Origin of the sequence: Flavobacterium antarcticum DSM 19726, assembly GCF_000419685.1 — a bacterium.
GTDB lineage: Bacteria > Bacteroidota > Bacteroidia > Flavobacteriales > Flavobacteriaceae > Flavobacterium > Flavobacterium antarcticum.
Map to the genome: position 1 here is coordinate 407,208 of NZ_ATTM01000001.1, position 12,997 is coordinate 420,204.

12 protein-coding genes are annotated in these 12,997 nt (G+C 33.0%); 3 read left to right on the forward strand and 9 right to left on the reverse strand.

The window, feature by feature from the left end; all coding sequences use genetic code 11:
* The first annotated feature begins 122 nt into the window (after nucleotides 1-122).
* From alaS to YWA_RS0101955, 3 genes are read left to right on the forward strand one after another with little or no spacing between them, the layout of a single operon-like run.
* Entirely contained in the window at nucleotides 123-2,819 is a 2,697-nt protein-coding gene (gene alaS / locus YWA_RS0101945; RefSeq protein WP_022826813.1) for an alanine--tRNA ligase, read from the forward strand.
* A 2-nt stretch (nucleotides 2,820-2,821) separates the two neighbouring features.
* The gene (locus YWA_RS0101950) at nucleotides 2,822-3,586 is read left to right on the forward strand and encodes a hypothetical protein (protein WP_022826814.1); all 765 of its coding nucleotides are present in this window, start codon (nucleotides 2,822-2,824) and stop codon (nucleotides 3,584-3,586) included.
* 21 nt (nucleotides 3,587-3,607) lie between these two features.
* On the forward strand, nucleotides 3,608-4,036 hold the full coding sequence (locus YWA_RS0101955; RefSeq protein ID WP_022826815.1) for a lipocalin family protein: 429 nt from the start codon (nucleotides 3,608-3,610) through the stop codon (nucleotides 4,034-4,036).
* A 14-nt stretch (nucleotides 4,037-4,050) separates the two neighbouring features.
* Here the strand turns inward: YWA_RS0101955 and YWA_RS0101960 are convergent, their stop codons facing one another.
* The 9 genes from YWA_RS0101960 to YWA_RS0102010 all read right to left on the reverse strand — a co-directional run bounded on the left by YWA_RS0101960 (nucleotide 4,051) and on the right by YWA_RS0102010 (nucleotide 12,987).
* Complete coding sequence (locus tag YWA_RS0101960; protein ID WP_022826816.1) at nucleotides 4,051-4,695, reverse strand: response regulator; 645 nt, start codon at nucleotides 4,693-4,695, stop codon at nucleotides 4,051-4,053.
* A gap of 3 nt (nucleotides 4,696-4,698) precedes the next feature.
* On the reverse strand, nucleotides 4,699-6,633 hold the full coding sequence (locus YWA_RS0101965) for a tetratricopeptide repeat-containing sensor histidine kinase (RefSeq protein WP_022826817.1): 1,935 nt from the start codon (nucleotides 6,631-6,633) through the stop codon (nucleotides 4,699-4,701).
* 450 nt (nucleotides 6,634-7,083) lie between these two features.
* On the reverse strand, nucleotides 7,084-7,611 hold the full coding sequence (locus tag YWA_RS0101975; RefSeq protein WP_022826819.1) for a DUF6252 family protein: 528 nt from the start codon (nucleotides 7,609-7,611) through the stop codon (nucleotides 7,084-7,086).
* A 115-nt stretch (nucleotides 7,612-7,726) separates the two neighbouring features.
* Nucleotides 7,727-8,251, reverse strand: coding sequence for a hypothetical protein (locus YWA_RS0101980; protein ID WP_022826820.1), 525 nt, complete (start codon nucleotides 8,249-8,251; stop codon nucleotides 7,727-7,729).
* Nucleotides 8,252-8,345: 94 nt separating this feature from the next.
* Nucleotides 8,346-8,993, reverse strand: a complete 648-nt coding sequence (locus YWA_RS0101985; RefSeq protein ID WP_022826821.1) for a response regulator — start codon at nucleotides 8,991-8,993, stop codon at nucleotides 8,346-8,348.
* Between the two features lie 5 nt (nucleotides 8,994-8,998).
* Nucleotides 8,999-10,768 carry a tetratricopeptide repeat-containing sensor histidine kinase gene (locus YWA_RS15260; RefSeq protein WP_022826822.1) on the reverse strand — a complete coding sequence of 590 codons (1,770 nt, stop codon included), beginning with the start codon at nucleotides 10,766-10,768 and terminating at the stop codon, nucleotides 8,999-9,001.
* Nucleotides 10,769-11,027: 259 nt separating this feature from the next.
* Nucleotides 11,028-11,987, reverse strand: a complete 960-nt coding sequence (locus YWA_RS0102000) for a GSCFA domain-containing protein (protein WP_022826824.1) — start codon at nucleotides 11,985-11,987, stop codon at nucleotides 11,028-11,030.
* Nucleotides 11,988-12,034: 47 nt separating this feature from the next.
* Nucleotides 12,035-12,433, reverse strand: coding sequence for a hypothetical protein (locus YWA_RS0102005; protein WP_157505280.1), 399 nt, complete (start codon nucleotides 12,431-12,433; stop codon nucleotides 12,035-12,037).
* Between the two features lie 236 nt (nucleotides 12,434-12,669).
* Nucleotides 12,670-12,987 (reverse strand): rhodanese-like domain-containing protein, encoded by a 318-nt coding sequence (locus YWA_RS0102010; RefSeq protein WP_022826826.1) that lies wholly within the window; start codon nucleotides 12,985-12,987, stop codon nucleotides 12,670-12,672.
* Between the last annotated feature and the right edge of the window lie 10 nt (nucleotides 12,988-12,997).

Consider the following 12,997-nt stretch of genomic DNA (forward strand, 5'->3'; position numbering starts at 1 on the left):
CTCCCGTCTTAAAAACGGGAGGATTTTCGTTTCTATCGGGGCTATTGAGTTACCATTTTCATTAAATAATCGTTCGTCGTTTTTTTAAATGCCGATTCAAACCTTGTTAAATTTTAGACCAAATGAAGTCACAAGATATTAGAAAGCAATTTTTAGATTTTTTTCAAAGCAAAGGACATTTAATTGTACCATCAGCACCTATCGTTTTAAAAGACGATCCAACCTTGATGTTCAATAATTCTGGAATGGCTCAATTCAAAGAGTTTTTCTTGGGAAATGCCACGCCAAAAAGTCCACGAATTGCCGATACACAAAAGTGTCTTCGTGTTTCAGGTAAACACAATGACTTGGAAGACGTTGGTTTTGACACCTATCATCACACGATGTTTGAAATGTTAGGAAACTGGTCTTTCGGCGATTATTTCAAAAAAGAAGCAATTAATTGGGCTTGGGAACTATTGACGGAAGTCTATAAAATACCAAAAGAGAATTTATACGTTTCCGTTTTTGAAGGAAATGAAGCGGAGAATGTGCCTTTTGATCAAGAAGCTTGGGATATTTGGAAAGAATTAATCGACGAAGACCGAATCATTCTTGGAAACAAAAAAGACAATTTCTGGGAAATGGGTGATCAAGGACCATGTGGACCCTGTTCAGAAATCCACGTTGATTTAAGAACCGATGCTGAAAAAGCGGCTGTTTCTGGAAAATCGTTAGTGAATGCAGATCATCCACAAGTGGTTGAAATTTGGAACAATGTATTTATGGAATTCAACCGTAAAGCAGATGGTTCTCTAGAAAAATTGCCAGCTAAACATGTGGATACTGGAATGGGATTTGAGCGTTTGTGTATGGCTTTGCAAGGAAAAACTTCAAATTACGACACCGATGTTTTTACACCTTTAATTGAGAAAGTAGAAGAAATTACAGGTTTGAAATACACTTCAAACGAAATTCAAAATATTTCAGAAGAACAAAACAAAACCAACATTGCGATTCGTGTAATTGTAGATCACGTTCGTGCTGTTGCTTTTGCAATTGCTGACGGACAATTGCCTTCAAACACGGGTGCAGGTTATGTAATTCGTAGAATTTTACGTCGTGCAATTCGTTACGGATTTACATTTTTGGATACCAAAGAACCTTTTATTTTTAAATTAGTTGAAGTTTTAGCAACTCAAATGGGCGACTTTTTCCCGGAAATTAAAAGTCAGCAAACTTTAGTTACAAATGTAATTCGCGAAGAAGAAGCTTCGTTTTTACGGACTTTAGATCAAGGGTTACAATTATTGGATAATGAAATATTAAACCATTTTGCAAAAGAAATTATTGATAAGCATAATGATGGTGATAAAAAAAATATAGAATATTTATTTAGTGGAGATATTGCTTTTAAGTTATATGATACATTTGGTTTTCCAAAAGATTTAACGGTATTAATTTTAAAAGAAAAAGGCAAAACATTGGATGAAATTGGTTTTGAAATTTCAATGAATGAACAAAAAGCACGTTCTCGAAAAGCTTCCCAAGTTTCAATGGATGATTGGAAATTAATTACTTTAGGAAGTAACGAAAAGTTTGTAGGTTATGACCAAACAGAAAATGAGGTGAAAATAACACGCGTTCGTAAATTTGATTCTAAAAAAGACGGAATTTTATACCAAATTGTTTTAGACAATACGCCATTTTATCCAGAAGGTGGTGGACAAGTTGGAGATAAAGGAATTCTTGTTTCTGCAAACGAAACTATTGAAATCTTAGATACTAAAAAGGAGAATAACCTGATTTTGCACATTACTAAAACGTTGCCTGAAAATCTTGAAGGGACTTTTACTGCAAAAGTAAATACGGATTTGAGAACGGCTTCTTCTAAAAACCACTCTGCAACGCATTTGATGCACTTGGGTTTAAGAACAATTTTAGGAACCCATGTGGAGCAAAAAGGTTCGTTGGTGAATCCAAATAATTTGCGTTTTGACTTTTCACACTTTTCAAAAGTGAGTGACGAAGAAATTAAGCAAGTCGAGGATTTCGTAAATGAAAGAATCCAACAGCAATTGCCTTTGATTGAACGAAGAAGTATTCCAATCCAGCAAGCTTTGGATGAAGGGGCGATGGCTTTATTTGGTGAGAAATACGGAGATAATGTTCGCGCGATTAAATTTGGCGAAAGCATGGAACTTTGTGGCGGAATTCATGTTGAAAACACAGCAAATATTTGGCATTTCAAAATAATTTCTGAAGGAGCCGTTGCGGCAGGAATTCGTAGAATTGAAGCGATTACTGGAGATGCTGTGAAAGCTTATTTTGCAAAACAAGAAAATACATTAGCAGAAATCAAGGAAACGTTGAAGAATCCGCAAGACACAATAAAGGCTGTGGTTTCTTTGCAAGATGAAAATGCGAAGCTTAAAAAGCAAGTGGAGCAATTGTTGAAAGACAAAGCAAAAGGAATGAAAACCGAGTTAGATGCTCAAATAATTGAGGTAAATGGGATTAAATTTCTTTCTACCGAAGTTGATTTAGATGCAAATGGGGCAAAAGATTTGGCTTACGAATTAGGACAAAAGCAAACGAATTTATTTCTTGTTTTCGGAACGATTAGCCCCGATGCTTCGGGAGACAAACCAATGTTGACATGCTATATTTCAAAAGAATTAGTGGCTGATAAAAATCTAAATGCGGGATTGGTAGTTCGTGAGTTAGGGAAATACATTCAAGGTGGAGGTGGAGGACAACCATTCTTTGCAACTGCTGGAGGAAAAAATGCGGCTGGAATGAAAGAGGCTTTGGACAATGCAAAGCAATTTATACTTTAAGAATGAAAAATATATTCTATTTTGTAACATTCATAGCTTTGGTTTTAAGTTCGTGTTCTAACGATTCAGATGCAAAAAGCAATGCAACTCGTTTGACCAGAATGATTACGCGAGAGGACTTAAACCCGGATTTGAGTGAAAGGATCTCCGATTATACGTATGATGGTAAAAAACTGAAGGATATACGATTAGAGGATAAACGTTGGGAATATATTTACGAGGGTGATAATATTGTCATGGTGAATCTCTATTCAGATAACCAGCCGGAATTTAAGACGAGTTATGAGTACGATAGTACAGGACGCGTTTCTTCGGAATTACTTGTTGATTTAGTGCAAGTGCAAGGTCCTGCAATTAAAAAAGTCTATACCTATAGCTCTGACAATACTATTTCGTATCAAGAATTTTATGCGAGTGAATTTTCTCAAAGTCAAACTGGCTTGTCCGGAAAGATCTATTTTAATTCTAAAGGACAAACTTTTAAATTTGAAAAATATGTAAATAACACATTATTTCAAAGTACAGTCTGGACGTACGATGATAAAAATAATCCTTTAAAAAACATAACAGGTTATGCGAAACTTCCCATGAATTTTGAGAAATCGTATACTGTTTTGACGAAAAATACTTATAATAAGATTGGAGATTTAAAAAATAATGTGACTTTTACCTACGTATATAACGCAGCTAATTATCCGATTAAGGGAAAGAGAATATTTAATATTGGTGGTAACAGTTACTCTTCGCAAGTGGATTATTTTTACTAATATATTTCAAATCTGTATGCCATGAGAAAGTTAATTCTATTAGTAGTCGTGAGTATTTTTACGTTTTCTTGCAGTAACGACAATTCTTCTTTAAATGTTACGAAAAGTAATTTAATTGGGAAATGGTATCTCACTGGAGGTTCAGTTAATGGAGGTTCATTTGTAACGTACCAACATGATTGTGATTCAAAACGAGATTTTCAAGATTTTTTATCAAATCAGGTACTCGCTTTTACGGGATTTAATGAGGATTGCGAAATAAGTAATACAGAAGTTTCAAATTGGGAATTGAACGGAAATAAATTAACGGTTTCAAATACGAACTTCGATCCAATGAACTACAGTTACGAATTTATTATTAAGCGACTGACCACTAGTGAATTAATTATAGAAATTTCACAAGAGACTTCTGAAGGAACGGTTAAAGAACAATCCGTTTTCGTACGATAAATACAAATTAGAACTTAAATTAGATTGTTATTGCGTGCTTTTTCCACAGCTTCTAATTTATTGTTTACCTGTAATTTAGAATAAATGTTTTCAATGTGTTTTCGAACAGTACTTGGAGATAAAAATAAGTGATGAGCGATTATATTATAACTCAATCCTTTACTCAGTTGTTCTAATACTTCAACTTCTCTCGGACTTAACTTTACATCCAATTCGCATTTGCTGGCGAAATTTTGTGGGTTTCGCAACAGTTTTAATGTTTTGCAGGCGATAGAAGGATGCATTGCTGCTCCACCATTTAATGTTTCTTGAATTCCTTGGTACAAGTCGTTTGGCGTTATTTCTTTCAGTAAATAGCCATCAGCTCCCGCTTTGATTACGTTAAAAATATTTTCGTCGTCATCAAAAACAGTAAGTACTAAAATTTTTATGTGAGGGTATTTTGCTTTTACTTGAATCGTAGCTTCAATTCCGTTCATTCCTGGCATTTCAATATCCATTAAAATGAGATCAATATTGTGATTGATTTCTAACTTTTCAAGTATTTCGTGACCGTCATGGGCAATTAGTTTAATGCTCAAATCTTCAAAAAAAGACAGCTTTTCTTGGGTTGCTTTAAGCAAAAACGAATTGTCATCCACCAACGCCACTTTGATCATAATTCAAATTTTTTTATAAGGTAAATGCACAACGACTGTAGTTCCTAAGCTTACATCCGAATTTAATTCAAATTTTCCATGCAGTTCTTTAATGCGTTTTTTCATGTTATAGATGCCATTTCCTAAGGTCACGTCGTCAAAACTAAATCCGATTCCGTTATCGGTAATTTTTATAAGAATATGATCCATCTCTTTTCTGAAATCGACGATGATTTCTGTCGCATTTGCATATTTGATAGTGTTGTGAATTGCTTCTTGGATCACACGGTAAATATTCATTCCGTCTACGGATGAAAAATGCAAATGATTTATATTTTCATCAATAAAGAACTCAAATTTAATATTGTCAGTTGCTAGTTTTGCTTTTTCAATGAAATTAAAGATACGTAATTTTAAATCTTCTGCTGAGATTTCTTCTGCATTCATAGCCCAAATTGTATCTCGAAGTTCTACAATAGTTGTTTTAGTAAAACTACTTATGCTCTGTAATTTGGTTTCTAATTTGGCGTTGTTGATTTCAAAAGCATGCTTGATATTATTAATGGATGAAATTATAAAAGTAAGCTGAGCTCCGATGTTGTCGTGTAAATCTCTAGAAATTGAAATGCGTTGTTTTTGTAAATTATTTTGCGATTCAATAGCTGAAATAGCTGTTTTCAATTCAAATTCTTGATCCTTTTGTTGGTTTTTTATTTTTTGTTGGCGGTAAATTAAATAGCTAATTAATCCAACGGACAAAATCAACAAGCTGAGAATGTATACTAAGGTGTCTCTTCGTTGGATCTTGTTTTGAATTTGCAGTAACAACTTTGATTTTTTTTCACTCTCATACTTGGCTTCTATTTCAAAAACTGCTTTTGTTTTTTCAGATTTAAAAAGGTCGTCCATTCCTGTGTTATATAGATTGGAGTAGTAGTAGGCTTGTTCAAAGTTTTTTAATTTTCCAAAGGCTTTAGCCAAATTGCCAAGTGCACAAACGGCAATGAAGTTTGCATCTGATTCTTGTGCATATTTTAAGGCTTTATCGGCATAAATAATACTTTCTTGGTATCTGTTTTGCTTTAGGAGGCAATTTGAAAAAGCATTACTGCAATTGGCTACTTCAAAATTATTGTCAAATTGTTCATGCAAAGCGATTGCTTCAAGATAATTTTTATTTGCTTCGCTAAATTGATGTAAACTATCATGTACAAGTGCAATATTTGAAATTGCGTAGGCGATATATCGTTTATATTTTAATTTTTCATACCCTTCCTTAGCTTGTAAAGAATACTCTAAAGAAGTATTGTATGCTTTGAAATTTATTAAAATAGCACCTAAATTTCCCGCAGTAACTGCAATCCCGAAATCGGATTTTATTTTTTTATACAGTTCATTTGCTTTTTTATAGTAAAAATAGGCCTTAGAGTATTCTTTTTGCGCTTTATAAACGACTCCAATATTCACTAACGCCATCGCTGTTTTTTCAGCATCCTTCTTTCTCTCATAAAGTTTAAGTGCTGAAAAATAATTTTTTAATGCATTATTAAAGTTTCCTTGGGAGTCAAATGCGATTCCTAGGTTGTTGTAACTATCTGCAATACCTACTGAATCTTTTAATTTTTTTCTTAGTTTTAACGCTTCCGTATGATAATAATGTGCTGAGTCAATTTGCGTTTTTGTTTGATGCACATTTCCCATCGTATTGTAGGAAAGCGCTAAAAGGTTCTCGTCTTTCTCTGCACGAGCTTGCTTTAACGCTTCTTTGCTATAAAGTAAGGCGTAATCAATGTTGGTGTTGGCGTATAGATCGGCATTTTCTAGAAAGAAAATGCATTTTTCCTTTGTGTTTTTCCCTTTAGTAAAATTATTGATACTGTCTAAAGTTTCCGACCTAAATTGCTGTGCTGCGATACTATTTGCAATAAGTAGAAGACCTCCCAAGTATAGTTTTTTCATATTGCGAATTTTAACTAAAAATATACTAAAATAGTTTTTAGCACAAGATATTTATAATTTATTATTAGAATAGATTGGTATTAAATAATTTTCTTTAAAAACTCGTACTGAATTGCTAGTATTTCTTGATTGAGGTGACTGCGGGAAAATTTGTACTTTGCATCAAAATCTTCAAGTAAGTGAATTTTCTGCTCTAGATTTTTCTGGTTTTGTTTTAACTCTGATAGTGTAGATTGCATGTTGCTCATTACTTTTTCATGGTTTTTTTTCAACTTTCGGGTATGGATTTGCACCCCAGTAATGCACCCGGTGATTAAAATTGCAACAAGTAGTATTATACTTATGATCATATCATTTACCTAATAAAGAAAAACCCTTTCCACTTGACAAAACGTTTTTAACATTATCATGGAAAGGGCTTTAATTACCTTAAATTATGGACACTTTTTTCTAGAACGTATTCAATTTCACATCAAAGGAACCACTTGTGACTTCTTTTACAGTTCCATCGCTTGCATTTTTTCCGGAAAAATTAAATGTTCCTTTGACGCGCGTTGAAGTAACTTCCGTTACAGATACGGAACCTGCAATTGCTCCATCATCATAGGGTCCACTCCAAATGTGAGGAACGGTTGGGTTGTTCATATCTGTATCAATATAAGAACAGACTGCAAATACGGAACTTTCGCCACCTACATCGTACGTTTTGGCACCTTCAAAGCCTGCGATTGTAATTGTAAAACCGTCGCCTTGCATGTTGGTTCCTGTTATGGCTAACATTCCAAATTGTCCTGTACTGATACTTCCAGAAGTCAGTTCTGTTGCGGAAGTTACGGTTTGTCCATTTACTTTTGCCGTAATTGTTCCTTCACCTGCATTTACGCTACCACCACTTCCATCGTTATCACTGCTGCAAGATGCAACAGTAAGCACAAGTGTTAAAAATAAAACGTGCGCTAATTGTTTGAGCTTTTTCATAATGTAAAAATTTATTGGTTATTTATAGTACAAATCTCTACTAATCATTATTCAAATTCAATAGGGCAAATGCCTTATTTATTGCGTTTTAGCGGTTTAAAGCAAAATTTTAGTACTAAAACTGATTCATTTTTACATCAAACGAACCATTGGTCACTTGCTTAAATGTACCTGCATTATTAATGCCTTTAAATGAAAAAGTACCTTTAACGCGCTCGTTCGTCTGTGAAGTTACGGTGACCGTGCCACTTGTTCCTTGAGCGTCGTAAGGAGCACTCCATACATTATCGGTATTCTGTGGATTGTTGAAGTCAAAATCTAAAAAGGTAAAAGTAGCGCTTTGATCGTTCACGCCATCGATGGTGTAGGTTCCTTCATTGTCGTACCCGCTAATTGTTATTGTAAATCCGTCGCCACCAAGGTCACTTCCTGATAAGGAAAGGATTTTAAATCCTGTAGTTCCAGTCAACAATCCTATAGTTGCCGCTTCCATTGTAGTGACCGTCGTTCCTCCAACATTTGCCGTAATTGTTCCAGCTCCGGCAATTGTACTTCCTCCTTCACTATCGCTGCTGCATGATGCGAACGATAGAGCTAATGCCAAAAAGGCAATTTTTCCTAATTGTTTAATTCTTTTCATAATGTATAAATTTTATCGGTTGATTATAGTACAAAGTTGCAACTGATTTAAAATTCTTACAATACGCCTTTATTCGTATATTTGAAAAACAGAATTACAAGATCTTATTTTCCTTTGCTTTCTGAATTGCTTCCAACTTATTGTGGACTTGCAGTTTTTTGTAAATATTTTCTACATGTTTTCGGATCGTTCCCACTGATATAATTAAATTTTCGGCAATCTTAGTGTACTTTAATCCTTTGCTCAATTGGTCCAAAACTTCTATTTCTCGGGAAGTAAGTTCGATTAATTCTACGTTTTGTTTGTGTTCTAAAAGAATAGGATTTCGAAGCAGTTTCAACGTTTTTAACGCAATAGAAGGTGTCATTGTCGCACCACCATTAAGAGTTTCAACTATGCCATCGTGAAGTGCTTGAGGGTTTACCTCTTTCAATAAGTAACCGTCAGCACCTGCTTTTATCGACATAAAAATATGTTCGTCATTATCAAAGGCGGTCAACATAATAATTTTTATATGCGGATATTTGTTTTTAATTGCATTTGTAGCATCAATACCATTCATTTTTGGCATCTCGATATCCATCAAGATTAAATTGATATTGTGATTTTTTTCTAATTTCTCTAATAGATCAAAACCATCATTTGCTGTAAATTTACAAGTCAAATCAGCAAAGAAAGAAAGCTTTTCTGCGATTGCTTTTTGCAAAAACACATTGTCGTCAACAATTACAATTTTTATCATTTTCCCTATTTTTTTATCTGAATTTCAATCCGAGTTCCATCATTTTCACTAGCGTAAAAATTTATTTCGCCTCCAATTTCATGGATCCGTTTTTCCATACTCAATAATCCATTTCCTTTGCTTAGTTCCTTTGTATCATAACCAATTCCATCGTCTGTGATAGTAATTTGAATCATGTTTGAAGAAGAGCTAATTTCAATTACCACGTTTTTCGCAAAAGCATGCTTTATGGCGTTATTGACTGCTTCTTGAATGGTTCTGTATAAATTCATTCCTGTAACCGAAGAAAATTTAATTTCCTTCAGATCATTAGGTACAGTAAATCTAAATTGTATGCTTTCCTGGCAATGTTGTGCTTTTTCAACGAAATTTAAAATGCGTGAATGCAAATCTTCGAAAGTTATTTCATTCGAATTCATGGCCCAAATCGTATCGCGGAGCTCAATAATTGTAGCCCTTGCAAAATCACTTATTCTTGTTAATTTCTTATTTATTGGTAATTCAGACATCGGAAAAGCAAACTTTATATTGTCAATTGATGAAATAATAAAAGTCAACTGTGCACCAATATTGTCGTGCAAATCTCTAGAAATCGAAAGCCGTTGATTTTGTAATTTATTTTGAGTTTCAACTGTGGCCATGATGTTTTTCAACTCAAATTCTTGTTGCTGTTGCTTGTTTTTTAATTTTTGTTGGCGGTAAATAGATAAACTAATTAAAAGTATAAATGCTGCTACTAAAATTAAAATGAATATAGCGGTTGATTTCTGTTTGGTTTCTGCTTGACTTTCTAGAAGTAATTTTTGTTTTTTTGCTGCTTCGTATTTAATTTCTAATTCAGCAATTTTATCATTGGTTTCTTGGTTGAGAATGCTGTCTTTATAGGTGCTGTATAATTTAAAATTAGAAAACGCCTCATTATATAAACCTAGTTTTTCATAGCATTCGGCTAATTTTTTATAGTTGTACTGGATCATATCTGGATAATGATATCGAAGTGATTTTTTCAAGGAAGTCTGATAATTGACAATCGCCTCTTTCGGATTGTTTTCTGCCAATAATAAATCGCCGAAATAGGTGTAATTTTCCACGATTCCAATTTCATCTTGTATAGCAATTCTGATTTTTAAAGCTCTCTCGTAATAAATTCGTGCTTTTGAGAACTCGTTCTTTGAAACGTATATTCCTGCAATATTGTTCAAAGAATACGGAATCCCTATGCTGTCGTTAATTCTTTCCTTCATCACAAGTCCTTTTTGGAAAAAATATAACGCACTGTCTTTTTGCTGTAAAAGCTCTTTAATTGTTCCGTAATTGTTATAAATGGAAAGCAGTGGATTCTCGAAATTTCCTTTTTCTGCAATTTTCTTTCCTTTTTGCAGGTAGTATTCCGCTTTTTGAAGGTTGCGACGTTTCATTCTATAGCCTGTTTCGCCGTATTCTCGAGCGAGGAATTCTAATGCTCCGGCTTTTTCAAAAGTAGAAATAGCTTGAAGCGAATAATTTAAATCCTCGTCAAGTGCACCTTGATAATAATTGATTAAAGCGAGATTGCTGTAGCTTTGGCCGATTCCTATTTTATAATCTATTTTCAAAGCATCCTCTAAATTTTTCTGATAAACCGAATTTAAAGAAGCCGCTTGCGCAGTTTTAATTGGAAAGGGAATCGAATTGATGGAATCAATAACTTTTTTGCTTTGCGAAAAACTTGGCATAGAAAAGCCTAGTACTAAAAATAATAAGAGTGCTTTTTTAATTTTTAAAAATGAATACATATTCTTTAGTAAGAAATTATATTTAAATAAAATTATAATATTTTTTAATATGTATTGATTAATAGTTAATTATTTTATAATTGTAAATTGATTTCTCTCTTATATTGGTTTTTTGAATGATAATTTTGTTCTGCATATTCATGTGTAAAATCTACAGAATGGTAAACCGTCGCCTTGTTTTGAATTAAGTACCAAAGTTGCATTTATTTTTTGCGGAAGTAAATACGTCAAATAGCGTATTAAAAAGTTTGAATTTTGACTAGTGTGAAAACTTCATAAATGAATGCTTTTTCTGCATTTCATCTATTTTTTCACTCAAATTTTTAAGAAATTTTTGATGCGAAAGAGATTCCGGATTAAACGAACGATGTTGCAATCCTTTTTGAATCACTTCCACTTCGTTCATTGTTGAAATTGAAGTTTTATCAACAGTGGTTTCTACAAAACGAGTCCAAATATAATCGATTGCAGTGGAATTCGGATGCAATAAATCTTCGCTGTAAAAGCGATAATCACGCAATTCATCCATCAAAATTTCATAAGAAGCAAAATAACTTATGAGTGAACTTTTATGCTGATTTTGAACTAAATCATAAACTGCCGAAATAAGATGCGACTTACTCACTTGATTTTCTGCGAATCCGTCTTTAATATGCCGCACGGGAGAAATGGTAAAAATAAATTGACATTTCGGATTTAGTTTTGAAACCAAATCAATACAGTTATGAAGTGATTCTGAAATTTCAAGAGTAGAAAGTAAGAGTTTTGAAAATTGGTTTTGAGGAACTTTATGGCAATTCGCGACAACTTCATCTTCATTTGTTTTATAAACCCATGAAGTTCCAAGCGTAATTATAAAATGAGTTGCAGTCGAAATTTCGTCGGAAAACGAATTTAAAATCTCGTTTAAATGGGTTAAAAAATAGTCTTTGTCCGGATGCGATAACTCCGAATGAACTTCAAAACAATGCCATCTTTCATTGTGGAAAAAAATATCCTTATCCGAAAAATACTCCTTTGAAATTAGGCGTCTAATAATCTTTTCAATCGAAACCGGATTAAAGATAATCCCAAAAGGATTTGTAGTATTTTGAAATTGATAAAATGCAAATTTATCACCCATATTTTCCGCAAAACAAGAACCTATAGAAACAATCTTCGACTGATAACTAATAGGATTTAGTGAAGCAGAAATGGGAACTTTTGTAAAAAACTGCATTTTTATATGTTCGGAAATTTATAAAATAATGAGAAGTTGGAAATTATTTAATTTTTTAATTTGACATTTTTTTTAAGAAAATAGTCGATATTTTTGATTTCAGAACCATTAAGTTCCAAATGTTGCAAAATAATTTTTTCTTCTTGTTCTCGTATACTGAAAGTTATTGAATCGTCATTAATTGAAAACGAAGCTACTTTTTCAATTTCAATTGTCTTTTTTACAATGCCATTTTGAAATGTTAGCTTATTATCATGAAATAGAAGTGAAGCTGTCGGAATAAAATTCAACCCTTGAATTATAAACGACAACGCTACTAGGAAATAGGTTGAAATCAAGATTTTTTCACTTTCAGAAATCAAGAAAAATAAAAGCATAACAATACATAGTATCGAACCCAATATAAAAGGAAATATATTGAAATAACTGTCGTTTTTATTTCTCATTCGTATTTCACTACTCGAAAGATGCTTTAAATAATTCCTCGATTTAAAAACTTCGTAGATTATTGAGGCAATCAATAGAAGATTTATGTAGATGTTTAAATTTGGTACATATTCATCACTATCTACTAACAGACAAAGTAAAATTATCAGTAAAGCAATTATTTCAAATAGTGAGCTCTTCTGAAACTTCATTATAGATATGTTTTATGTCAATAATTTAACTTTGACTAGAAATATTAAATCGCAGAAATTTTGTTTTTTAAAGAACTCCATCCGCCACCATTAATGCAATCAATGCCATTTTTCTTTAAAATGGATGTAGCTTGAGCACTTCGCATTCCAGATTGACAGCACGCAATAACCGGTTTATTCCAACTTTTTATTTTGTCAATATCTTGCGACAGACTTGGTAAAGGCATATTTTTAGAACCAGCAATGTTTCCGCCTCTAAATTCTCCCGTACTTCTAACATCAATAATTATGGCGCCTTTTTTAGTATATTCTTCAATAGCACTCACTTTATTCCCAAAACCTAAAAAATCTAAAAATCCCATGTTGTTTATT